We start from the raw sequence: 22,785 nt of genomic DNA, 5'->3' as shown, positions 1-22,785 counted from the left end.
GTCAGCGGCCGCGGGCGCGGTCCACGGTGTTGATGACCGGCGTGGCGCGCAGCGCCGCCATGATGTTGGTGAGGTGCTTCGCGTCCTTGACGTCGATGTCGATCAGCAACTCGAAGAAATCCGTGTTGCGGTTGGTGATCTTCAGGTTGGTGATGTTGCCGCCGTTCTTGCCGATCACCGTGGACAGGGTGCCGAGTCCGCCCGGCTCGTTGGCCACCACCACGTTGATGCGGCCGACGTGGTCGTCGGCGGCGTCACCGACGTCCCAGGCGACGTCGATCCAGCGCTCCGGCGTGTCGTTGAAGCTCTCCAGCGTCTCGCAATCGATGGTGTGGATCGTCACCCCCTTGCCGGTGGTGATGATGCCGACGATGCGGTCGCCCGGCAGGGGGTGGCAGCACCGGGCGTAGTGCACCGCCATCCCCGGGATCAGGCCGCGGATGGGCAGCGGCGCTTCCTTGCCCTTGGTCTTCGGTTTGGGCTTGACCAGGGTGGCCGCCCGCTCCTCGACGTCGCGGGGCGGCGTCTGGTTCTGCGGCTTGTGCCCGGGGAAGACCGCGTGGAACACCTCGCGCCCGGAATGAAGGCCGGACCCGACGGCCGCCATGATGTCCTCGGCCGAGGGCTGCTGGAAGATCTTGAGCGCCCCCTCCAGCGCCTTTTCGGTGAAGTCGTAGCCTTCCTGGCGGAACTGGCGCTGCAGGATGGCGCGGCCCAGCTCCACGTACTGCGAGCGCTGCTGGGTGCGCAGGAACTTGCGGATGCGCGCCCGCGCCTTGCCGGTGACGACGAAGCGCTCCCACCCCGGGACCGGCGACTGCGCCTTGGAGGTGATGATTTCGACCTGGTCGCCGTTCTGGAGCTGCGTGCGCAACGGCAGCATGCGGCCGTTGATCTTCGCCCCCACGCAATGGTCGCCCACCTCGGAATGGACGGCGTAGGCGAAGTCCACCGGCGTGGCGCCGCGCGGCAAGGCGATCAGGTCACCCTTGGGGGTGAAGCAGAAGACCTGGTCCTGGAACAGCTCGAGCTTGGTGTGCTCCAGGAACTCCTCGGGCTTCTGGGCGTGCTCAAGGATGTCCAGCAGCTCGCGCAGCCAGCGGTACTCGCGCGCGCCCTGGCGCGGCTGGCCCTGCTTGTAGGCCCAGTGGGCGGCGACCCCCAGCTCCGACACCTCGTGCATGTCGCGGGTGCGGATCTGCACCTCGATGCGGTTGCGCTCCGGGCCGATGACGCCGCTGTGGATGCTCTTGTAGCCGTTCGGCTTCGGGGTGGAGATGTAGTCCTTGAAGCGGCTGGGCACCACGGGATAGTGGCTGTGGATGATGCCCAGCGCCTGGTAGCACTCGCCCACCGTGTCCACCACGACCCGGAACGCCATGATGTCGGAGAGCTGTTCGAAGCTGACGTTCTTGAGCTGCAGCTTGCGCCAGATGGAATAGGGCGTCTTCTCGCGCCCGGTGATCTGAACCTCGGCCAGCCCGTCCTCGTGCATCACCCGGGTCAGCTCGTCGATGATGCGGACCACCCGGTCCTCGCCCTCCGAGCGCAGACGGGCGAGCTGGGCGAGGATGCTGTCCCGCGCTTCGGGGTTCAGCTCCGCGAACGCCAGATCCTCCAGCTCGTCCTTGACCTGGTGCATGCCGATGCGCTCGGCCAGCGGCGCGTAGATCTCCAGCGTCTCGCGGGCGATGCGGCGGCGCTTCTCCGGCTTCTTCAGGTGGAAGAGCGTGCGCATGTTGTGGAGACGGTCGGCCAGCTTGACCAGCAGGACGCGGATGTCCTCCGACATCGCCAGCACCAGCTTGCGGAAGTTTTCCGCCTGCTTCGCCTGCTCCGAATGCAACTCCAGACGCGACAGCTTGGTCACGCCGTCCACCAGACGCGCGACCTCGCGGCCGAACAGCCGGTTGAGGTCCTCCAGCGTCGCGACCGTATCCTCGACCGTGTCGTGGAGCAGGGCCGTGACGATGGTCGCGGTGTCCAGCTTCAAGGTGGTGAGGATGCCGGCGACTTCGAGGGGATGGGAGAAGTAGGGGTCGCCCGACGCCCGTGTCTGCGACCCGTGGGCCTTCATGGAGAACACGTACGCGCGGTTCAGCAGATCCTCGTCGGCCGAGGGATCGTACGCCTTCACGCGTTCCACGAGTTCGTATTGCCGGATCATCGGCTCCGACCCGGCGCCACACGCGCCATCAGGTTCGAATCGTCAGGATTGGTCGATGCGGAAATGGTCGGTGTCGCACACGGTGTCGCAGCCGGGGCCCCGCGGGGCGCTCCACGTGGGCGCCCGCCGCCGTGGAGCGCCCCGCGGGGCCCCCGTCTCAGCCGGCGTCCTTGTCGGCGTCCTCGCCAACCACGTCGCCCTCGGTCATCTCGAAAGCCTCACCGGGCTCGGCGTCCATCTCGCCCATCATGTCGTCCTCGGCGGCCAGCTCCTCCGCCTCGCCCTCGATGTCGTCGTCGCGCATCGACGACCCGTCGGCGGCGCCGGCCCAGCCGTGCTCGCCCGCCATCAGCTCGACGATCTCCTCCTCCGGCTCCTCGCTCTCGACCCGCTTCTGGTGCCCCTTGATCAGCGAATTCTGCAGCGTGTCGACCGACACCGTCTCGTCGGCGATCTCGCGCAGCGCCACCACCGGGTTCTTGTCGTTGTCGCGGTCGACCGACAGGGGCGCGCCGGACGCGATCTCGCGGGCGCGCTGAGCGGCCACCATCACCAGATCGAACCGGTTGGGAACCCTGAGGACGCAATCTTCGACGGTAACGCGTGCCATGCCGAGCCAACTCCGGAAACAAAGAGGGATTAGACTATATGGACCGGCCCGCATGCGATCAAGGCCAAAGCGGCCTGAACCCGGGGCATTGCCGGCCACACCGGGCCGCGGTGCACCGCGCCGGACGCTTCGTGTGAGATAGGCCGCCCCCTTGCCGCTGGCAAGCCCGCACCTTATTTTCCAGAGGTCCCGCATTTCGTAGAAGTGGGTCCCCTCAATTACCAGCCAAACTCATAGAGAAGGATCGTCAGCGTTGGAACGCACGATATTTCCGAAGGAAATCAGTCGTTTGTTTTATAAGGAAGAGCGGGTCGCCATGTTCATCGATGGCGCCAACCTCTACGCCGCGGCACGCTCGCTCGGCTTCGACATCGACTACAAGCGCCTGCGCGACGGCTTCGCCGCCGAGGGGCGGCTGATGCGGGCGTTCTATTACACGGCCCTGGTGGAAGATCAGGAGTATTCGCCGATCCGGCCGCTCGTCGACTGGCTGGACTACAACGGCTACACCATGGTCACCAAGCCGACCAAGGAGTTCACCGACGCGTCCGGGCGCCGCAAGATCAAGGGCAACATGGACATCGAGCTGGCCATCGACGTGATGGAGATGGCCGAGCACGTCGACCACATCCTGTTGTTCTCCGGCGATGGCGACTTCCGCCGCCTGGTCGAGGCGGTGCAGCGCAAGGGCGTGCGCGTCAGCGTCGTCAGCACCGTCAAATCGCAGCCGCCAATGGTGGCCGACGAACTGCGCCGCCAGGCCGACAACTTCATCGAGCTGCAGGACCTCGCCAACTTCATCGCGCGTGTGCACCATCACCGCGAGCCGCCGCCGCTCCCCGGCGGGGTCCAGCCGTCGCGCGATGACGACGACGGCAACGATTTCGACCCGATCTGAGCCCGCCGGCGGGCCCGCTGGCGAGCCCGCCTCCGGGTCCGCTGGCGAGCCCGGCGCCGACTGCCCGTTGTGCCCGCGGCTGGTGGCGCTGCGGACGCGCAACCGGCTGACGTTTCCGGCGTTCCACAACGCGCCGGTGCCGTCCTGCGGCGCCGATCGGCCGCGGCTGCTGGTCGTCGGCCTTGCCCCGGCGCTGAAGGGCGCCAACCGCACGGGCGTTCCGTTCGTCGGCGACCGCTCCGGGCTGTGGCTGCGCGGAGCGCTCGACCGCTTCGCCCTGGGCGAGGACCGCGTGCGGATCGCCAACGCCGTGCGCTGCGTGCCCCCGGCCAACCGCCCGACGGCGCGGGAGGTCGCCACCTGCCGCCGCTTCCTGGCGGGCGAGATCGCCGCCCGGCCGACCCTGCGCGCGGTGCTGGCGCTGGGCCGGGTCGCCCATGATGCCTGCCTGGCCGCGCTCGGCCTCGCCCCCCGCGCCCTGCCCTTCGCCCATGGGGCGGTCCATCGGCTTCCCGGCGCCCTGGTGCTGATCGACTGCTACCACCCCAGTCCGCAGAACACCAACACAGGGCGTCTCACCCCGGCGATGTTCGACGCCGTGTTCGCCCGTCTGGCGGCGCTGCTCGACGGGGCCGCCCCGCCGCCCGCCCCTTAGCCGCGCCGCCGCATGGCCGCCATCTCGCCGGCCATGCGCAGGGCGGCCACCAGGCTGGTCGCGTCGGCCCGGCCGGTGCCGGCGATGTCCAACGCCGTGCCGTGGTCCGGCGAGGTGCGGACGAACGGCAGCCCCAGGGTCACGTTGACGCCGTTGTCGAAGGCAAGCGTCTTCACCGGGATCAGCGCCTGGTCGTGGTACATGCACAGCGCCGCGTCGTAGCGCGCCCGCGCCGCGGCGTGGAACATGGTGTCCGCCGGCAGCGGGCCGACCGCGGCGATGCCGTCCGCCTGCAGCACCGCGACGGCGGGGGCGACGACCTCGATGTCCTCCCGCCCCATGGCCCCGCCTTCCCCGGCGTGGGGGTTGAGGGCGGCCACCGCCAGACGCGGCGCGGCGATGCCGAACTCCCGCACCAGCGCCGCCGCCGTCACCCGTCCGCAATGCACGATGGCGTCGGTGGTCAGGCTCTCCGCCGCGTGGCGCACGCTGACGTGGACGGTCACCGGCACCACCTTGAGGTCGGCGCCCACCAGCATCATCACCGGCGCGCCGGTGCCCCCGGCCAGATGGGCCAGGTACTCGGTGTGGCCGGGGTGGCGGAAGCCGGCGGCGTAGAGCACCGATTTCTGGATCGGGCAGGTCACCACCGCGGCGGCCCGGCCGGCCTGGACCAGGGCCACGGCGCGGTCGATGCTGGCGATCACCGCGGCGCCGTTCGCCGGATCCGGCGCGCCGGGATGCACCGGCGCGGCGAGGCGCAGCGGCAGCACCGGCAGAGCCGTGGCGAAGGCGCTGCCGGCCTCCTCGGGGGTCGCCAGGGCATGCACCGGCACGGCGACGCCGAGCCGCGCGGCCAGCGCGGCGAGGCGTGCGGGGTCGTCGATCACGAAGAAGGGCGGAACCCCGGTGTCCCGGCGCCCCGCCCATGCCTTCAGCACGATCTCGCCGCCGATCCCCGCCGGCTCACCCATGGTGACGGCGAGGGCCGGCCGGAGGGTCACACCCGGAACTCCACGAAGGCGGCGCGGCGCAGGTCGCGCAGGTAGCGGCGCGACAGCAACTCCGCCCGCTCGCCCACCAGGTCCTGCTGCATCTCCTCACGGCTCGGCATGCGGGCCGGCTTGGCCTCGACCCGCGGCGGCGGCGGCGGCGCGGCGGCCGGCTTGCCCGGGATCATCGGAACGTTGCGCTTGCACACCATCAGGATGATGGCGCCGCCCGGGCTGGTCAGCACCGGGCTCGGCTCGCCCAGGGGAATGCTGACCACCAGCTGCTGCAGCCCCTTGGGCATGTCGCTGACCTTCAAGGTGCCCATGTCGCCGGAGGCCTCGTTGCCGATCGCCCTGGCCTTCGCCTCGAAGGCGCTGCAGCCCTTGAGCCCCTTGCGCAGGTCCTCGGCCTGTTTGGCGATGGCCTTGGCCGCCTCGGGATTCGGCGCCATCAGCACGATCTGCTTGAGGTCCACCGTGGCGCGCTTGAGATCGGGCCGCGGCGGCACCTCGGGCTGGGGCGGCGGCGGCGGGTTCAGCTCCATCTCGGTGGCGCCGGACCCGATGGCGCGACGGTCGCGCAGCAACAGGATGTGATAGCCGCCGGCACTGCGGATCGGCGGCGACATTTCGCCCAGGCGCAGCTTGGGCAGCGCCTCGGCCAGCTCGTTGGTCAGTTCGCCCGGCTGCACCCAGCCGATGTCGCCGCCGTTGGCGGCGCCGGCCGACTGGGAGAATTGCCGGGCCACGGCGAAGAAGTTGCCACCCCGGCGGATCTCGTCGTAGAGCCGTTCGGCGACGCGGCGCACCTCGGCCTCCTGGCCGGGCCGGTCGATCGACAGGAAGATCTCGGCGACCCGGAACTCCGGCTTGCCGATGTTCGCCTTCATGCGCTCCATCGCCGCGTCGATCTCGTCGTCGCCGACGATGATCTCCTGGCGGATGCGGCGCTGCATGACCTTCTGCCAGGCCAGCGCGGCCCGCACCTGGTCGCTCAGCGTCGACAGCGGCACGCCGCGCTGGGACAGGAACGCCCGCAGGCGGTCGGGCGGCATGCGCACCTGCTCGGCGATGCGGGCGACGCCCTCGTCGATCTCGCCATCGGTCACGGTGATGCCCAGGCGTTCCGCCTCCTGGAGTTGCAGCCGCTCGTCCACCAACTGGCGCAGCACCTGGGGCAGGACGCGCTGGCGCGTCTCCTCTGTGTCGGGAACCCCGGCGTTCAGCAGGGCCAGCCGCACGCGGGACTGCACGTCCGACATGGACACCGCCTCGTCGTTGACGACGGCGGCGATGCCCTCCACGGCGCCGCCACGCCCCGCGCTCTGCGCGGCCGCGCCGAGCGAGATGAACACACAGGCGGTCGCCACGGCGACGGCAGACCGGACGGCACGCAGATGTCCCATAGAAGCTCCTGAACTCCCCGATTCCCGGCCCTTGATACGGCCTCGCGGCGGTGGTTGCAACCGCCACCTCTCCGGCCCCGGCGGTTGTCCCGGATCAGCCATCCTCCAGATGGAGGAGGGCGGCGACGCCGAGCAGGAGGCTGATGCCCGTCGGCATCCACGCCGCCATCAGCACCGGGATGGTTTCCGACATGCCGAAGGTCTGGATCACGTCGCTCATGACGAACAGAACGAAGCCGGTGACCACGCCGCCGGTGACCATCAGCATGGTCCCGCCGCGCCGCGGCATGCGCAAGGAGAAGGCGGCGGCGAACAGCACCATCGAGCAGAACAGCAGCGGCTGCGCCAGCAGCGCCTGGTAGTGCAGGCGGTGGCGGGCCGCCGGGAAGCCGGTGCTTTCCAAGGTGGCGATGAAGCGTGGCAGCTCCCAGAACGAGATGGTGTCGGGGCGCGCGAAGCTCTCCTCGATGGTGGCGCGGTCCAGCTCCGTGGGAATGGTGTAGGTCGCGGCCCGCTCCGGATCGTGCCGCGGCCGGTTGATCACCGCGTCCACCAGCTCCCATTGGCCGTCCTTCAGACGCGCCCGCGACGCATCGACACGGGCGCGGTAGTCCATCGCCTCGTCGAACTCGAAGACCACCACCTCGCTCAGGGTGAAGCTCTGCGGCTGCACGGCGTCGGCGTGGATGAAGAACGCCCGCCCATCCGCCGCCCCCTGGCGCAGCCACAGCCCGGCCCCCGAGATGTCCAGGGTGGACGACCGCAGGCGCAGGTAGCGGTTCTCCAGGTGCTCGTAGCGGGCGACGAAGACCGCCCCCAGCGGGTTGATCACCGTCACCTTGAAGACGCCGATGAGCGCCGCGGCCAGCAGCACCGGCATCAGGAACTGCCACGCCGACACGCCGACCGCCCGGGCCACCACCAGCTCATGGCTCCGCGTCAACCGCCAATAGGTGAACATGGCGCTGAACAGCACGACGAAGGGGAAGATCTGCTGACCGATCTCGGGCAGCTTCAGCAGCGCCATCTGGACCACCAACCCGAAGGTGACGTTCGGCTTGGAGGCGGCGCGGCGCAGCAGCTCGACGATGTCGAGCAGGACGATGATGCCGAGCAGCATCAGCAGCAGCAGCAGGAACCAGACGACGAACTGCCGTCCGATGTAGCGCGACAGTGTGGGCGATGAGTACATGTCCGCGGGCGCCGGCGTGATCGTCGAAGGCGCTGTGTACCGCCTGGGCGCGGGCAAGGCAACCACGGACGCCGCCGGGCGGCGAACGGGGCGTTGACACGGCGTCCGTGCCCGACCCCAATGGCCGCACCGCAACGACCGTCCGTGACGAAGGGGTGCGATGGTGACCACCGAGACCGCGGCCGCGCGGTTCTGGAACCGGGCCGCACGGAAATACGCCGCCTCCCGGATTGCCGACGCCGCCGGCTACGAGCGCACGCTCGACCGCACGCGCAGCCACCTGCGCGGCACCGACACCGTTCTGGAGATCGGCTGCGGCACCGGCACCACGGCGCTGCGCCTGGCCCCGCACGTGGCGCGGGTGGTGGGGACGGACGTGGCGGCGGGCATGATCGCCATCGCCCGGGAACGGGCGGCCACCGATCGATGCGAAACCGCAACGTTCGAGGTCGCGGCCGCCGACGACGCCCGCTGGCCGGACGGGAGCTTCGACGCCGTGCTCGCCTTCAACCTGCTGCATCTGGTGTCCGACCGCCAGGCGGTGCTGCGCACCATACACCGGTTGTTGGCGCCGGGTGGTCATTTCGTTTCCAAAACGGTGTGCATTGGCGACCTGCCCTCGGTGATCCGCGCCGGGATCCGGGGGGCGGTCACGGCGATGCGGGCGATCGGCAAGGCCCCGCCGGTCGCGTTCGTGTCGGCGGACCGGATCGAGCGGGAGATCGAGGCGGCCGGTTTTACCATCGTCGAGCGCGGCCGCCACGCGTCGAAGGGGCGGGACATCCGCCCCTTCCTGGTCGCCCGGCGGTAGCGCCGCGCCCCTACAGCGCGTCCCGGAAGATCCCCTGCACCCAGTCGAGGAACACCGACAGCCGGCGCGAGACCTGGCGGTTCTGCGGATAGAGCGCGTTGAGGGGCATCGGCTCCGGCGGGGTGTCGGCGAGAACCTCGACCAGCGTTCCGCGCCGCAGGTCCCCCTCGAAACGGTAACGCGGCGCCTGGATCAGGCCGAAGCCCTGGCGGGCGAGGTCGGCGGCGGTGTCGGAATTGTCGGTCAGCACCCGGGCCGGGATCAGGCGCGTCTCGGTCCGGCCGGCGCGCACGAACTCCAGCGGCATCGCCTCGCCGGTGCGCGACGAGACGAATCCCACCATGGCGTGCCCGTCGAGGTCGTCGATGCCGCGGGGCACGCCGCGTGACTCCAGGTACGCCGGGCTGGCGCAGGTGATCTCCGGGAGCGCGCCCAGGCGCCGCTGGATCAGGCTGCTGTCGTCGGGCGTGCCCGCCCGCAGGGCGCAGTCGATGCCCTCGCGCACCAGGTCGACCAGGCGGTCCGTCTGGCCGAACCGCACGCGCAGCTCGGGATGGCGGGTCAGCAGCGCCGGCAGCCGCGGCACCAGGAAGGTGCGGGTCAGCAACCCCGAGGCGTCGATGCGCAGCAGGCCGCGCGGCGTTTCCCCGCGGTAGGCACCGCAGGCATCCTCCACCTCGGCCAGGATGGTGCGGACGCGCCGGTGGAAGTCGCGGCCCTCCGGCGTCGCCGCGACGTGGCGCGTGGTGCGGTCCAGCAGGCGTGCGCCGACGTCCTCCTCCAGCGCCCGGATCGCCTCGGTCGCGGTGGACCGCGCCAGTCCCAGCTCGCGGGCTGCGAGGGCGAAGCTGCCGCCCTCGACGATCCGGGCGAACAGCCGCATCCGGTCCAACCGATCCATCGCTGTGTTCGCTCTTGCCGAATTGTGAAGTCAGAATAGGACGGATTGTTCGGAAACGCCAGCCGGTCCATCTTCCGACCACCACGAGCACAGGAGGCCGCCATGGCCGACACCACCACCAGGGTTGCCATCGTCACCGGCGCGTCCCGCGGGATCGGCGCCGCGATCGCCAAATCCCTGGCCGCCGACGGCATCGCCGTCGCCATCACCTTCGCCCACAACCCGGCCGACGCCGACGCGGTGGTCGACGCCATCACCGAGGCCGGCGGCCGTGCCACGGCGCTGCGCGCCGACCTGGCCGACCCCGCCGCCGCCGGGGCGCTGTTCGACGGCACCGAAGCGGCCTTCGGTGGGGTGGACATCCTCGTCAACAACGCCGGCATCATGTCGCTGGCGCCGATCGCCGAGGCCGAGGATGCGGCGTTCGACGCGCAGATCGCGGTGAACCTCGGCGGCCCCTTCCGCACCATGCGCGAAGCGGCGCGCCGGCTGCGCGACGGCGGCCGGATCGTCAACTTCTCCTCCAGCGTCGTCGGGCTCTACCAGCCGACCTATGGCGTCTATGCCGCCACCAAGGCGGCGGTCGAGGCGATGACCAAGGTGCTGGCCAAGGAATTGGGGCCGCGCCGCATCACCGTGAACGCCGTGGCGCCCGGCCCGGTGGCGACCAGCCTGTTCCTCGACGGAAAGAGCGAGGAGCTGGTGGCCCGCATCGCGGGGATGAACCCCTTCGGCCGGCTGGGCGAGCCGGCGGACATCGCCCGCGTCGTGCGGTTCCTGGCGGGCGACGAGAGCGGCTGGATCAACGGCCAGACCATCCGCGCCAACGGCGGAGTCGTTTGATGGCCCGCAGCGCCCATCGCCACGCCGGCCCGGACTCCCACCCCGTCGTCCGTCGTTTTGCTATTGCAACGATATCCGTGATGCCCGGGTCGGTCACCCGCGGGGTGGAGCGCGCCGGGCCAGCGGGGCTGGAGCCGGCGGGCGCCGGCTGAGCCGATCCCCTCCGCCCCAACACCTGAACACCCTTCCCCCTGTCCAGTCCCAACCGGAGACAACCATGCCCTTCGTGAACATCAAGACCCCCGAAGCCGCGCTGAGCGCCAGCCAGAAGGCCGAGATCGGCCACCGCGTGACCGCCTTGCTGGTGGAGTATTTTTCCGAGGCCGCCCGTCCCCACACCATGGTCCTGATCGAGGAGGTGAAGGATGGCGGCTATTACCGGGCCGACGAGGTGTTCGTCATTCCGGATGCGTATCGGGCCGCGCCATCCCCCTGACCGGCGGAGCCTACATCTGGGCGAGGATGCCGTTGACGCCGGCCTCGTATTGCTCCTGGGAGATCAGCCGCTGTTGCCGCTGCGCGTCGAGGTCCTTCAGCCTCGCTGCCGCGTCAGCGCGGCTGATCCGGGGCGACAGCGGCGCCGCCGGACCCGGCGCGACAGCGGCCGAGGCCAAAGGGGGCACCGGGCCTGGTGGCACGGTGGCTGGTGGCACGGTGGCTGGCGGCACGGTGGCGGAACCCGCCGCCATGGGCACCGGTGCGGACAGGCCCGGCGCCGCCGGCCGGGATAAAGCCACGGACGCGGTCGCCGGATAGACGTAGGCGGCCCCGCTGCCCATGTCGATCGCCGCACCGACGAGACCGCCGGCGATGATGTTGCCGAAGGCCGCACCGGCCGTCGTCGACGTCAGGGTGGCCGCGCCGGTGTCGCCCTCGGGATGCAGGCAGGTCACGCTCAGGGCACCATACGCCTTGGTGATCGTGGCCGATCCCGGCGTGCTCGGCACCGACCACTGCCCTTTCTCGTTGGCGAGCGTGCACGCGGCGCCGGCCTTGGGGGCCGTGTCGACGGCGACGGCCTGTGTGCTTCCCTCGGTGATCGACGCGCAGGCGGAACTCGCCAGCAGCGCCAGCAGGCAGGCCCATTTCTTGACCGTCATGGCCGTTCATCCGTTGCAACGAATCCAAGCCGTGCGGCGCGGAGCATGAACCCTGGGTAGGCCTTGCCACGCCGGCACAACCAAGGCAAGCATCGTGCAGACGCCGCGGGAGTCAACCGCCGGACATAGGCCGAACGGCATGACGCCCGCCCGCCCGGCGCTGCCAGTGGAGCCACACCCCGCTGACCGCGAAGGCCCCGGGCATCAGGGCGAGGATCAGCCACAGCGGGCGGAGCGCGCCGCCGGCAATGTCACCCATGTGCAGGTGGTAGCGCATCTCCCAGAACCATGTGGCGGCGTTGGCCGTGCGACCGTCATAGACCTCGAGCACGCGCAGCGGATCGTCGCCCACCACCACCCGGCTGAGCGTCGCCACCCCCGGCACCTCCAGGGCGACCAGAAGCGGGGCGCCCGGCCGTCCCGGGACGCGCATGTGGCGGACCCGCGCCCCCGGCACCGCCTGGAGCGCGTGCGCCACCGCGGCGTCGAGGTCGGCCACCGGCGCCAGGCCGCCGTGGCGGTCCGGCGAGGGGACGCGGTCCACCTCCCCCGCCGCCGCCCACTCCACCAGCGCGCGGGTCGGAGCGGTCCAGTGCATGGAGATGCCGGTGAACGCGATGAGCAGCATCAGGAGCGCCGTGGCCAGGCCGCTGGCCTGGTGCAGCCGCAGGATGGCGACCCGCAGGCCCCGGTCGAACACCGGGGTGGCGTTGCGCCACCGCCCGGAGGGCAGCCACCACAGCCACAGCCCGACCACCACCTGCACCATGGTCACGAGCGCGCACACCGACACCAGCGTCCGCGCCGCCCAGCGTGCCGGCCCGTCCACCAGCAGCCAGCGGTGCAGGGCGATCAGGGCGCCGTGCAGGGTGGAGTGGGGATGGTAGCGGTCGAGGACGGCGCCGGTGTAGGGGTCGAGGTTGATGACCCCGGCTCCGTCCGCCAGCCACAAGGTCCAGGCGTCCTCCGGTCCGGTCCCGCGCCCCAGCGACCACACCCGCACGTCGGGCTCGGCGTCGGCGACGCGGGCCAGCAGCTCGCCATAGGGCAGCGGCGCGGCGCCCGCCTCGACCCGCCAGGCCGCCGGATCGAGGGCGGCCTGGAGGTCGTGGCCGTACACCAGCACCGCCCCGGTCAGGCTCGACACCAGCAGCGGCGCGCCGACCAGCAGCGTCAGCCAGAAATGGACGCGCCGCAGCCCCTTGTAGACCTGCGCCGCCGTCGGGCGGCGCAGCCGGCGGACCCCGGCCGGCCGTGCGTCGGGCGGCGCCGTCCGGGCCTCAGAAGACATAGTCGGTGCCGACCCAGAAGACCCGGCCCAGCTTGCCCTCGTCGTTCACCGTCGCCCCCTTGACGGTGGCGCCGAAGTCGCGCTCGTCGAGCACGTTCTCGACGCGCATGCGCAGCGCCCAGTCCGGCCGGACCCAATAGCCGACGCCGAGGTCGAGGCGCACGAAGCCGTCACGCTCGACCACGGTGCCGTTCTGATCGACCGCCTCGTAGCCGGTGGAGTAGTAGGCGGCGCCCCACAGGTTCCAGTCCTCGTGGGGCCGGTAGGTCACCCGGGCGTTGAACTGGTTCTCCGGCACCGAGGCCGCCTGCCCGTCCCAATAGATGCTGCCGTTGAGGTCGCGTCCGTCGGCGCCGGTCGTGGTCAGGTCGATCACCCGCATGTAGCCGGCCGACACCGACAGTTCGGGTGTCAGGTCGGCCGCCACCTCGAGTTCCAGGCCGGTCTGGTCGACCTCGACGCTCTCGATGGCGCCGTTGCGCTGGCGCGGCACCCCGTCCTGGAGGATGTTGTAGAGAGCCGCGTCGAACCAACCCCCGGTCCAGCTCTGGCGCACGCCGATCTCCAGGGTGCGGGATTCCACGATGTCGTCGCCGTCGCCGGCGCTGTTCAGGGCCATCGTGCCGAAGTTGCCGTATTTTTCAAAGAAGCGGTTGTAGCCGCTGGCCAGCGAGGCCCGCACGCGGGTCTGCTCGAGCACGGAATAGGAGACACCGGCCTCGTAGGACCACACCGTGTCGTCCTTCAGGGTGTCCGGCTGCTCCACCCCGTTGTAGGTGATCGCGTTGTCGAACCGGGTGTAGCGCAGGCCGCCGGTGAGGGTCAGGTTGCCGCCGAAGGTCAGCGCGTTGCGCGACTTCAGCGCGAGGTCCGTGAAGTCGGCGTCCCAGGCCTTGTCGCGCAGGTAGTCGGTGTGCTTGTACTCCGCGCCCAGCGCCCCCTCATACGCCACCCCGTCGGCGACCTCCACGGACACGTAGTGGTCGACGAACCCGATGGTGTTGTCGACGCTGCGGTCGCGGGACCGTGCCGGCCACTGGGAGCGGGTGTCGGTGTGCAGGACTCCGGCACGCACGCTGTTCCAGTCGGTGAAGCGGTGATCGACGGTCAGGGACGCCATGCGGCTGTCGACGGTGATCTCGTTGAGGGCGCCGTTGCGGTAGATGTCGGGGCGGCTCCGGTCGATGATCCCCAGCACTTCGAAGCGGGTGGAGTCGCTGGGGTTGATGCCGATCTTGGCCAGCCCTCCGAGCACCCGCTGCCCTTCCAGGTTCTCCGGCTCCCGGTTGTAGGCCGCCTCCAGCCAGTTGCCGGCGACGTAATAATCCCAGCCCTCGCCGCTGTCGGCCGCCTCGCCCTGGAGAAACCCCTCGCGCGCGGTGGAGGCGTCGAAGGACAGGGCCTGGTGGTCCTTGTAGCCGCGCCCCGACTTGATCGTCGTCTCGACCACGCCGCCGTCGCTGCCGTCGCCGTAGCCCACCGCACGCCCGCCCTTGAGGACGCCGATCCGTTCGATGGCGATGGAGGGAATGACCGAGTTGCTGTAGCCACCCCCCTCCTCCCCGGCGGACTTGAAGGCGGGCAGACCGTCGATGGATTCCGCCGCGCCCCAGTCGCCGAAGGTGCGGATCTTGGTGCCGCCGCCGAAACGGTCGCCGCCGCCGGGCTCGTTGACAAGGCCGGTCGCGGTGTAGCGCAGCGCATCGCCCTTGTTGACGGGGTTGAGGTTCTGGATGACGCCGCCGGGCACGTAGGAGGAGGACCGGCTGCTGCCGAACGCCTCGTCGACCGCGGCGCGGGTCTGCTGCGACGGGTGCACCAGCGCCCCTTCCACCACCACCGGGTCCAGGCGGAACTCCTCCGCCCAGACCGCCGGGGCCCAGGCCGCCGGGGCCACCACCATCGCTCCCACCGCCACGGACGATACGCTATTAAGTCTTATTCGCATCTCTTACCCCCGGAACCGCATATGTTTTTCTCACTATGCATGCCGGTCCTTCAAATGCAAACGATTCTCATAATTATTCGCAACACCGATGATGGGCGATCACCGGTGGCCGCGCGGCCAAGCCCGCGGAGTGCTGTTGTCGGGAGCAGAGCCCCACGGATGGAAGGAGTTCCCCATGGCCGACCGACGCACGTCCGCCGACGAGGGCGACTGGAAGGACGTCCGCAAGGAGGAGCCGGCGATGACCAGGCGCGACGAGGCGAAGCCCGGCACGCCGGGCACCGGCGAGGACATCGCCCCCAAGACCGGCGAGCGCTTCACCGAGGGAATCGGCGGGGGGTGACCGCTCCCTTCCCTTCCTGACCCGGCCCGCCCCCGCCCGCCGGGTGCGGCCGGGCCGGGGCGGGCCGGGTCAGTGGCGCACGCGTTCGGTGTGGACCACGTCGTCCTCGCGGCTGATGACCCGCAGCGCGAAGCGCTTGGCCCCGCCGGCGCGGGTGCGCACGTTGATGATGTCCCCCACCCCCAGCATGCGCTCGGCGTCGAGCAGGTCGCCGCCGGACAGCCCCTGGCCCTCCGGCTCGATGACGCTCCAGATGGTGCCGATGGGGGTGGCCGCGTCCTTGTGCAGGCCCGGCATCGGCGCCGGCGTCTTGGCCTTGGTCCGGCGGAACAGCGCCATGCCAGCCCTCCCCCTCCTCACCAGGCGCGGCGCGCGCCGAACCCCATCGGCAGGCGACTCATCAGGCCGATGGGAACCAGGAACAGCGCCAGGTTGGCCCAGGAGACGCGGCCGCCCCGGTCGCGGCGCGGCGCGGCCCAGCCGCCGCTGGTGCCGGCGGGCAGGGCCATGGCACGGCGCACGGCGCCGTCGGTCGGTGCCGCCGGACGGTGGTCGAACATGGCCCGTTCAGAGAAGCGGGCCAGCGCCCACTCGCTGGCCGCCGGGGCCACCGCCTGCTGGATCGCGGCCAACCGCCCCGCCCCGCCGACGAACACCTCCCGGCGCGGCCGCTCGGCCAGGGCGACGATGGCGTCCGCCACCGCCTCGGCGGGGGCCGCCGGGCCGGGCGGGCGGATGGCGCGCCCGGTGTAGTTGGCGGCGTGCTGCCACAACGGCGTGTCCACGGTTCCGGGCAAGACGGTGCAGACATGGATGCCCGGTTCGTCCACCAGTTCCTGGCGCAGTGTCTCGGACAGGCCGCGCACCGCGAACTTCGACGACACGTAGGCGCTGGCGTAGCGCAGCCCCACGGTGGACACCAGGGAGGCGTTGTTGACGATGACCCCTTCGCCGCGCTCCAGAAAATGGGGAAGCACCGCCCGGCAGCCGTGCACGGTGCCGAGAAAATTGGTGGCGACCACCCGGGCGAAGACGTCGTGCGGCAGGTCCTCGAACCGGCCGAGCGCCAGGACGCCCGCGTTGTTCACCCAGACGTCGACGCCACCGTAGGCGCCGATCGCACGGGCCGCCAGACGTTCGACCTGCGCCGGGTCGGTGACGTCGGTCGGCACCACCATGGCCCGCCCGCCCGCCGCCAGACAGTCCTCGGCGACGGCGTGCAGGGCCTCGTCGCGGCGCGCCGCCAGCACCACGGCGGCGCCGCGCGCGGCGAACGCCACCGCCGCCGCGCGGCCGATGCCGCTCGATGCCCCGGTCACCACCACCACCTTGTCGAGTGTCTGATCGGCCATGGTCCGCTTCGCCCCATTCGGTCGCTGTCCCAGGCTGTCAACACCGTGGACAGGGAAAAGAGCACAACGCCCCCCCGATTTCGCGACGGGCCCCGGGCGCTTCGTGCCACCGCCCGTGGGGGCGCGGCCCCGCGGCCCGTGGACCGGCCGGGGCAATGGCGCTACCATCGCCGCCGATCGACACCTGATGGCATGGGGGCACCGGAGTGGCTGCAAGAGAGCTCGACGTGCGGGGGCTGCATTGCCCGTTGCCGATCCTGCGGACGCGCCGCCTGTTGGACACGATGGCCGCCGGCGAGGAGGTCGTCGTCTACGCCACCGACCCCGCGTCGGTCATCGACTTCCGCCATTTCTGCAACACCACGGCGAACGAACTGCTGGCCCACGAGACGCGCGACGACGTCTTCGTCTACCACATCCGCTGCGGCGGTCCGGCCCGGGAGGCCACCCGATGAGCACGCTGCCCGCCGCCGCCCCGCCGACCTTGCGCCCTGGCGCGGTGATCCACGGCCCCGGCTCCCACGACGTGGACCGCCTGCTGGAGGGCTTCGTCTTCGAGCTGAAGCGCCGCGGCTTCCGGGTCGGCGGGGTGATCCAGCGCAACTTCGGCGGCGGCGACGACTGCGCCGACCAGATGGAGCTGGTGGACGTCGCCAGCGGGCGGCGCTTCGGCATCTCCCAGAACCTGGGGCGGGAGTCCCAGGCCTGCCGGGTCGACCCGACGGGGGTGGCCGAGGCCAGCCAGGCGGTGCGCCGGGCCGTGGCGGAGCGCGCCGACCTCATCGTCGTCAACAAGTTCGCCGGTCTGGAGGCGCACGGCAGCGGCCTGTCCCAGGAGATCCTATCCGCCATGGCCGAGGGCATCCCGGTGCTGACCAGCGTCGGCAGCCGCTACCTCAACGAATGGCACGCCTTCACCGGCGGCTACGGCGACCTGCTGGCCCCCGACAGCGAGGCGGTGTGGCGCTGGTGGGGTCCGCACCGCCTGTACGAGGACCTGGCGCTGGGCGTCGCCGCCGGCGAGGGCGGGGGCGACGGTACCGCGCCGGTGGCGCGGGTGGTGGTCGGCCCGAAATGGCTGCTGCTGGAGACGGCGGACGGGCGCATGGGCCTGACCGCCCGTCCCGCCGCGGTGGTCGACGCGCCCCCGCCCGAGGCCTGGGCGGGCGCCGGTCTGGCCGGTCTCGCCGCCCAGGCGGCCCGCTCCTGGGACCCGCTGGAGGCGGCGGTGGGGATGGCCGCCATCAACGCCCACTACAACCGGGCCGACCTGGAGGGCGAGGCGACCAACGGCCTCGACCTGTTCGCCGCCCCCGACAGCCGGGTCGTGGTGGTGGGCGGCTTCCCCCAGATCAAGGAGCGCCTGCCCCACGCCCAGGTGGTGGAGATCGACCCCGCCCCCGGCCAGTACCCGGCGCCGGCGGCCGACTGGCTGCTGCCCGGCGCGGACGGCGCGGCGATCACCGCCTCGACCCTGGCCAACCGGACGCTGCCGCGGCTGCTGGCGGCGGCCCGCGGCGTTCCCGTCGCGCTGATCGGCCCGGGCACGCCGATGAGCGACCGGCTGTTCACCTACGGCATCCACACCCTGTCGGGCTTCGTCGCGGCCGAGAGCGGCGCGGTCTGCCGGGTCATCCAGGCGGGCGGCTCGTCCAAGCAGTTCCACGTCCACGGACGCATGGTCACCCGCCACCGCACCACCCCGTAGAACAAGGGAAGAGACATGGACGAGACGACCCGCACCGAACTGGAGGCGGCGGCCTTCCGCGGCCTGGTGGCGCATCTGCAAAAGCGCACCGACGTGCAGAACATCGACCTGATGAACCTCGCCGGGTTCTGCCGCAACTGCCTGTCGAAATGGTACCTGGCCGCCGCCAAGGAGCGCGGCGTGCCGCTGAGCGACGAGGAGGCGCGCACCGCCGTCTACGGCATGCCCTACGGCGAGTGGAAGACCCTCCACCAGAGGGAGGCCACGGCCGAGCAGCAGCGCGTCTACGAGGAGACCAAGCCGCTGCACGCGGTGATCAGCGGCCACACCAAGGGGTGATGCGCCCCCGCCCCCCTACCCGAACAGCCCGGTGAAGGGCAGGAAGGCCACCATGTCGCCCTCGCGGATGGTGGTCGCCTCGGCGGGCATGTCGACCAGCCCATCGGCCTCGACCATCGAGGTCAGCACGCCGGAGCTGTCGTTGGGGAACTTGCGCGCCACCGGCCGGCCGTCGGCGGCGGTTTCCAGCCGGGCCCGCAGGAACTCCCGCCGGCCCGGCCGGTGGGTGAAGGTGAAGCCGGCCACCACCAGGCAGCGCGCCACCGGGGTCGGCGCCGCCCCGGCCAGGCGCAGCACCAGCGGCCGCCCCACCAGCATGAAGGTGACCATGGCCGACACCGGGTTGCCCGGCAGGCCGAGGAACACCGCCCCGCCGATGCGGCCCAGCGCCAGCGGCTTGCCCGGCTTGATGGCGAGGCGCCACAGGTCGACGCCGCCCAACTCGTTCACCACCGCCTTGACGTGGTCCTCGCCGCCCACCGACACGCCGCCCGAGGTGATCACCAGGTCGCCGCGCCCGGCGGCGTCGGCCAGGGCGGCGCGCACCGCGTCGGGCCGGTCGGGCAGGATGCCCAGGTCCTCGACCTCCACGCCCAGGGTGGCGAGCTGGGCCCCCACCGTGTAGCGGTTGGCGTCGTAGATGGCGCCGGCCGGCTTGTCCGTCCCCGGCTCGCGCAGCTCGTCGCCGGTGGAGAACAGAACCACCTTGAGCCGCTGGCGCACCTGAAGGCGGGCCCGCCCCACCGCCGCGGCCAGCCCGACCTCCTGGGCGCGCAGGCGCCGGCCCGGGGCCAGCACCGCCGCGCCGGCCCGCATGTCCTCGCCGGCGGGCCGGATGTTGGCGCCCCGGGGCGGCGGATCGGCGACGGTGACGACGTCGCCGTCCTGGGTGCAGTCCTCCTGCATGGCGATGGTGTCGACGCCCGGCGGGACTGGCGCGCCGGTGAAGATGCGCACCGCCGTGTCCGGCGCCACCGTGCCCGGGAAGACCGTGCCGGCCGGCACCCGGCCGACCACCGGCAGGCGGAGCGGGCCGGCGCCGTCGGCCGGCGTGGCGTAGCCGTATCCGTCCATCGCCGAGACCGCGGCCGGCGGCACGTCCATCGCAGCGCTCACCGGCTCGGCCAGGACGCGGCCGACGGCGTCGGCCAGCGCCACGGTTTCCACCCCGGTGACCGGCCCGTAGGCGGCGGCCACCCGGGCCAGGGCGTCGTCGAGAGGCATCGGGCCGGGGCCCGGTGCGGTGTCGCAGTCCATGGCAGATCGTCCTCTGTCCGCGGGCGTGGCGCCGCGTTTGCCCCATGGTCGCCGCCGCCACGGCGCTTGGCAACCGTCAAGGCGCCGCGGGCGCGCCGTTCCGCCCCGCCCCCGGGGAATGCGGGGCTGCCATGCGGCTGTTGGCGGCGGCCCCGGCTGCGGCATACCGTCGCCCATGCCCGACGCCCCGCCCGTGGCCGACGCCGCCACCGCCCCCGCCACCAGTGCCGCCACCACGGCCCCCGCCACAATGGCCCCGCCCCCGCACACCCTGTCGGCCCGCCCGCTGCTGGTCCTGGCCTGCGCCGGCTTCGCGTCGGCGACGACGCTGCGGGTGGCCGACCCCTTGTTGCCCCAGGTCGCGGAGGAGTTCGGGGCCAGCGTCGCCGACGCGTCGGTGATCGCCACCGCGTACACCCTGTCCTACGGCCTGTGCCAGATCGTCTTCGGTCCGCTCGGCGACCGCTGGGGCAAATACGGAACGATCACGGTGGCCACCTTCCTCGGCGCCTTCGCCACCCTCGCCGCGGCGTTCGCGGCCGACCTCGCCACCCTGGGGCTGCTGCGGCTGGCCGGCGGGGCCACGGCGGCGGCGCTGATCCCGCTCTCCATGGCCTACATCGGCGACCACGTTCCGTACGAGCAGCGCCAGCCGGTGCTGGCCCGCTTCATCTCCGGCCAGATCCTCGGCATCATCGCCGGCCAGTCCCTGGGCGGCATCCTCGGCGAGTTCGTGGGCTGGCGCGGCGTGTTCGTCCTGTTCGCCGCCGCCTATTTCGTCATCGCCGGCCTGCTGCTGGTGGAGTGGCGCTCGCCGCGGGTGGTGGAGACCCGCCAGCGCACCGGCATCGCCGGCCTGGTGTGCGCCTACCGCGGCCTCGCCGCCTCGCCCACGGTGCGCCGGGTGCTGGGCACGGTGTTCATCGAGGGCATGCTGTTCTTCGGCGCCTTCTCCTACCTCGGCGCGTTCCTGCGACTCGATTACGGCTTCGACTACGCCACCATCGGCCTGCTGCTGACGACCTTCGGCGCGGGCGCGCTGGCCTACACCCTGTTCGCCGCCCAGGTCGTGCGCCGGCTGGGCCAGCCCGGCATGGTGCTGACAGGCGGCCTGCTGCTGGCCGCCGGCTACGGCCTGTTCGCCCTGGTGCCGGCGTGGTGGCTGGTGGTGCCGGGGATCGTCGCCTGCGGCACCGGATTCTACCTGTTCCACAACACCCTGCAGACCCGGGCGACGCAGATGGCCCCGCACGCCCGCGGCCTCGCAGTGTCGGTGTTCGCAAGCTGCCTGTTCCTGGGCCAGGCCGCCGGCGTGGCGATCGCCGGCCATGTGGCGGAAACCGCCGGCTTCCCCACCCTGTTCGCCGCGGTCGGCCTGCTGCTGCTGGCCTTGGCCGCGTGGTTCCGCTCGCGCATCCTGTAAGGTGGACGGCGCCGCCTCCGCTCCCTCTACGCGCCGCCGCCGCCGGGCCGCCCCGCGCCATGGTCGGCGGCCGCGGGGCCGGCCAGCCGCCGCTCCCAGTCCTCCACCGCCCCCGTGGCGAGGCGGCGTTCGGCCAGCCGCCGCCACCCCTCGGGGAGCCGCGTCAGGGCGGCCATGGCGGCCAGTTCGTCGCGGTCCAGGGTGCCGGCGTAGAGCACCCGCCACAGCCGCGACAGCGGCCAGTCCGGCGCCCGCCGGTCGAGACGCCGCAGGGCGTCGCCGGGCGTCACCGTCCCCTCCTCGATGACCCGGCAGTACCAGCCGGTGCGCCCGCTGGCCTGGACGCGGCGCGCCATGTCGGCCACACCGAATCGGTGGTTCAGCTTCCAGCAGGGCTGGCGGCCCTGGGACACCTCGATGACCGCCCCGCCCAGGCGGAACACGTCGCCGATCGCCACGTCGGCCTCGGTCAGGCCCAGGGTGGACAGGTTCTCGCCGAAGGCGCCGGGCCGCTCCAGCAGGGCGGTGCCGCCGATCTCCCCGGCCCAGGCCGCGTAGTGGTCGCGCGGGTAGTGGTGCACCGCCTTGTCCGGCCCGCCGTGATGACGCCGGTCGCCCTGGGCGTCGCCGGCGAAGCCCTCGCGCCCGAGATGGATCGGACCGGCCACCGGGCGCTTGGCGATGGCGCTGGGCACGCCCCGGGGGCCGAACGGCGCCACCGCGCCGACGAGGACGGCGTCGACGGGCACGGTCATCGCCGCAGCCCCTCCAGCCACTCCGCCAGCATCGCCCGCCCGGCGTCCCGCAGCCCGGCGCCGTGCACGGCGGCGTCGGCGCGCAGGCGGCGGGGATCGACGCCGTTCGCCGCCAGTTCATGGGCGTGGCCGATCAGCCAGCGCTCGAACCCGGCGCCCGTTTCGGCCTCGGGATGGAATTGCAGGCCGAGGATGGCGGGCCCGCGGGCGAACGCCTGGTTGGCGCACAGCTCGGTGTGCGCCAGCCGGTCCGCCCCCGGCGGCAGCGCGAAGGCGTCGCCGTGCCAGTGCAGCACCGGCACCCCGTCGAGATGCCGGAGTGGCCCGGACCGGCCCGCCGGCGTCAGCGCCACCGGCGCGAATCCGATCTCCGCCGCACCCGTCGGCGCGACCGCCGCGCCCAGCGCCGCCGCCATCAGCTGGGCCCCAAGGCAGATGCCCAAGGTCGGGCGGTCGCCGGCGAGGCGGTCGCGCAGCGCATCGCGCGCCGCGTCCAGCACGGGGTAGCGGTCGCCGTCGTAGACCGCGACGGGGCCGCCCAGCACGACCACCAGGTCGGCGTCGAGCATCTCCGCCGGGGTCGGGGTGTCGACGCCCGCGTCGTACAGGCGGATGGCGTAGCCCGCCGCCTCCAGCACCGGCCGGAAGGTGCCGAGATCCTCGAAGTGGACGTGGCGGAGGGCCAGGGCGGTGCGGGGCATGGGGCGGTCTCCGGTCTTGATCGGCGCTGTCCTCCTCCCATACAGAACACGTGGCCGGTCTACCATGGCCAGGTTCACGAATATCGGTAGGCC

24 protein-coding genes are annotated in these 22,785 nt (G+C 72.0%); 10 read left to right on the top strand and 14 right to left on the bottom strand.

Annotated elements, in window-relative coordinates; all coding sequences use genetic code 11:
* Position 1: 1 nt before the first annotated feature.
* Both AC6H2I_RS02920 and rpoZ read right to left on the bottom strand, forming a co-directional pair.
* A complete protein-coding gene (locus tag AC6H2I_RS02920) occupies positions 2 to 2,167 on the bottom strand; it encodes a RelA/SpoT family protein (RefSeq protein ID WP_497499072.1) in 2,166 nt (721 codons plus the stop codon).
* Between the two features lie 157 nt (positions 2,168 to 2,324).
* A complete protein-coding gene (gene rpoZ / locus AC6H2I_RS02915) occupies positions 2,325 to 2,777 on the bottom strand; it encodes a DNA-directed RNA polymerase subunit omega (protein WP_497499071.1) in 453 nt (150 codons plus the stop codon).
* A gap of 316 nt (positions 2,778 to 3,093) precedes the next feature.
* Here rpoZ and AC6H2I_RS02910 point away from each other — a divergent pair, with 316 nt between their 5' ends.
* Positions 3,094 to 3,675: a LabA-like NYN domain-containing protein gene (locus AC6H2I_RS02910; protein ID WP_497499070.1), complete on the top strand. Its 582-nt coding sequence runs from the start codon at positions 3,094 to 3,096 to the stop codon at positions 3,673 to 3,675.
* An 82-nt stretch (positions 3,676 to 3,757) separates the two neighbouring features.
* Entirely contained in the window at positions 3,758 to 4,330 is a 573-nt protein-coding gene (locus tag AC6H2I_RS02905; protein WP_497499069.1) for a uracil-DNA glycosylase family protein, read from the top strand.
* On the opposite strand, the gene pdxA is transcribed toward AC6H2I_RS02905, so the two are convergent.
* From pdxA to lptG, 3 genes are all read right to left on the bottom strand, one after another.
* Entirely contained in the window at positions 4,327 to 5,304 is a 978-nt protein-coding gene (gene pdxA, locus AC6H2I_RS02900; protein ID WP_497499271.1) for a 4-hydroxythreonine-4-phosphate dehydrogenase PdxA, read from the bottom strand. The genes AC6H2I_RS02905 and pdxA overlap by 4 nt on opposite strands.
* A gap of 26 nt (positions 5,305 to 5,330) precedes the next feature.
* Positions 5,331 to 6,728, bottom strand: a complete 1,398-nt coding sequence (locus tag AC6H2I_RS02895; RefSeq protein WP_497499068.1) for a peptidylprolyl isomerase — start codon at positions 6,726 to 6,728, stop codon at positions 5,331 to 5,333.
* Between the two features lie 94 nt (positions 6,729 to 6,822).
* Positions 6,823 to 7,920 carry an LPS export ABC transporter permease LptG gene (gene lptG, locus AC6H2I_RS02890; RefSeq protein ID WP_497499067.1) on the bottom strand — a complete coding sequence of 366 codons (1,098 nt, stop codon included), beginning with the start codon at positions 7,918 to 7,920 and terminating at the stop codon, positions 6,823 to 6,825.
* Positions 7,921 to 8,080: 160 nt separating this feature from the next.
* On the opposite strand from lptG, the gene AC6H2I_RS02885 reads away from it, so the two are divergent.
* Positions 8,081 to 8,731 (top strand): class I SAM-dependent methyltransferase, encoded by a 651-nt coding sequence (locus tag AC6H2I_RS02885; protein WP_497499066.1) that lies wholly within the window; start codon positions 8,081 to 8,083, stop codon positions 8,729 to 8,731.
* A gap of 10 nt (positions 8,732 to 8,741) precedes the next feature.
* Here AC6H2I_RS02885 and AC6H2I_RS02880 read toward each other — a convergent pair whose 3' ends face one another.
* The gene (locus AC6H2I_RS02880; RefSeq protein ID WP_497499065.1) at positions 8,742 to 9,632 is read right to left on the bottom strand and encodes a LysR family transcriptional regulator; all 891 of its coding nucleotides are present in this window, start codon (positions 9,630 to 9,632) and stop codon (positions 8,742 to 8,744) included.
* Positions 9,633 to 9,734: 102 nt separating this feature from the next.
* Between AC6H2I_RS02880 and AC6H2I_RS02875 the strand changes: the two genes are divergently transcribed.
* Positions 9,735 to 10,475: an SDR family oxidoreductase gene (locus AC6H2I_RS02875; protein ID WP_497499064.1), complete on the top strand. Its 741-nt coding sequence runs from the start codon at positions 9,735 to 9,737 to the stop codon at positions 10,473 to 10,475.
* A gap of 217 nt (positions 10,476 to 10,692) precedes the next feature.
* Entirely contained in the window at positions 10,693 to 10,911 is a 219-nt protein-coding gene (locus tag AC6H2I_RS02870) for a tautomerase family protein (protein WP_497499063.1), read from the top strand.
* A gap of 10 nt (positions 10,912 to 10,921) precedes the next feature.
* Here AC6H2I_RS02870 and AC6H2I_RS02865 read toward each other — a convergent pair whose 3' ends face one another.
* The 3 genes from AC6H2I_RS02865 to AC6H2I_RS02855 all read right to left on the bottom strand — a co-directional run bounded on the left by AC6H2I_RS02865 (position 10,922) and on the right by AC6H2I_RS02855 (position 14,769).
* Positions 10,922 to 11,575 (bottom strand): hypothetical protein, encoded by a 654-nt coding sequence (locus tag AC6H2I_RS02865; protein ID WP_497499062.1) that lies wholly within the window; start codon positions 11,573 to 11,575, stop codon positions 10,922 to 10,924.
* Positions 11,576 to 11,687: 112 nt separating this feature from the next.
* A complete protein-coding gene (locus AC6H2I_RS02860) occupies positions 11,688 to 12,866 on the bottom strand; it encodes a PepSY-associated TM helix domain-containing protein (protein WP_497499061.1) in 1,179 nt (392 codons plus the stop codon).
* Positions 12,856 to 14,769 (bottom strand): TonB-dependent receptor, encoded by a 1,914-nt coding sequence (locus tag AC6H2I_RS02855; protein ID WP_497499060.1) that lies wholly within the window; start codon positions 14,767 to 14,769, stop codon positions 12,856 to 12,858. Before AC6H2I_RS02855 ends, AC6H2I_RS02860 begins: the two co-directional genes overlap by 11 nt.
* 220 nt (positions 14,770 to 14,989) lie before the next feature.
* Here AC6H2I_RS02855 and AC6H2I_RS02850 point away from each other — a divergent pair, with 220 nt between their 5' ends.
* Positions 14,990 to 15,157 (top strand): hypothetical protein, encoded by a 168-nt coding sequence (locus AC6H2I_RS02850; RefSeq protein WP_497499059.1) that lies wholly within the window; start codon positions 14,990 to 14,992, stop codon positions 15,155 to 15,157.
* Positions 15,158 to 15,226: 69 nt separating this feature from the next.
* Here AC6H2I_RS02850 and AC6H2I_RS02845 read toward each other — a convergent pair whose 3' ends face one another.
* Together AC6H2I_RS02845 and AC6H2I_RS02840 are read right to left on the bottom strand one after the other, a co-directional pair.
* Complete coding sequence (locus tag AC6H2I_RS02845) at positions 15,227 to 15,496, bottom strand: hypothetical protein (protein WP_497499058.1); 270 nt, start codon at positions 15,494 to 15,496, stop codon at positions 15,227 to 15,229.
* Between the two features lie 17 nt (positions 15,497 to 15,513).
* Entirely contained in the window at positions 15,514 to 16,509 is a 996-nt protein-coding gene (locus tag AC6H2I_RS02840; protein ID WP_497499057.1) for an SDR family NAD(P)-dependent oxidoreductase, read from the bottom strand.
* Between the two features lie 206 nt (positions 16,510 to 16,715).
* Here AC6H2I_RS02840 and AC6H2I_RS02835 point away from each other — a divergent pair, with 206 nt between their 5' ends.
* From AC6H2I_RS02835 to AC6H2I_RS02825, 3 genes are read left to right on the top strand one after another with little or no spacing between them, the layout of a single operon-like run.
* Positions 16,716 to 16,964 carry a sulfurtransferase TusA family protein gene (locus AC6H2I_RS02835; protein WP_497499056.1) on the top strand — a complete coding sequence of 83 codons (249 nt, stop codon included), beginning with the start codon at positions 16,716 to 16,718 and terminating at the stop codon, positions 16,962 to 16,964.
* Positions 16,961 to 18,217, top strand: coding sequence for a DUF2478 domain-containing protein (locus tag AC6H2I_RS02830; protein WP_497499055.1), 1,257 nt, complete (start codon positions 16,961 to 16,963; stop codon positions 18,215 to 18,217). The genes AC6H2I_RS02835 and AC6H2I_RS02830 overlap by 4 nt, the downstream gene beginning before the upstream one ends.
* Positions 18,218 to 18,232: 15 nt before the next feature.
* Entirely contained in the window at positions 18,233 to 18,556 is a 324-nt protein-coding gene (locus tag AC6H2I_RS02825) for a DUF1244 domain-containing protein (protein ID WP_497499054.1), read from the top strand.
* Positions 18,557 to 18,571: 15 nt separating this feature from the next.
* Here the strand turns inward: AC6H2I_RS02825 and AC6H2I_RS02820 are convergent, their stop codons facing one another.
* Positions 18,572 to 19,813, bottom strand: a complete 1,242-nt coding sequence (locus tag AC6H2I_RS02820; protein ID WP_497499053.1) for a molybdopterin molybdotransferase MoeA — start codon at positions 19,811 to 19,813, stop codon at positions 18,572 to 18,574.
* Between the two features lie 175 nt (positions 19,814 to 19,988).
* On the opposite strand from AC6H2I_RS02820, the gene AC6H2I_RS02815 reads away from it, so the two are divergent.
* Positions 19,989 to 21,236 (top strand): MFS transporter, encoded by a 1,248-nt coding sequence (locus AC6H2I_RS02815; protein WP_497499052.1) that lies wholly within the window; start codon positions 19,989 to 19,991, stop codon positions 21,234 to 21,236.
* 26 nt (positions 21,237 to 21,262) lie between these two features.
* Here the strand turns inward: AC6H2I_RS02815 and AC6H2I_RS02810 are convergent, their stop codons facing one another.
* On the bottom strand, positions 21,263 to 21,991 hold the full coding sequence (locus AC6H2I_RS02810) for an MOSC domain-containing protein (RefSeq protein ID WP_497499051.1): 729 nt from the start codon (positions 21,989 to 21,991) through the stop codon (positions 21,263 to 21,265).
* Complete coding sequence (locus tag AC6H2I_RS02805; RefSeq protein WP_497499050.1) at positions 21,988 to 22,692, bottom strand: glutamine amidotransferase; 705 nt, start codon at positions 22,690 to 22,692, stop codon at positions 21,988 to 21,990. Before AC6H2I_RS02805 ends, AC6H2I_RS02810 begins: the two co-directional genes overlap by 4 nt.
* Positions 22,693 to 22,785 lie beyond the last annotated feature (93 nt).

It is taken from the genome of Azospirillum sp. NS33 (assembly GCF_059703765.1).
This window is presented reverse-complemented; position numbering and strand designations above follow the sequence as displayed.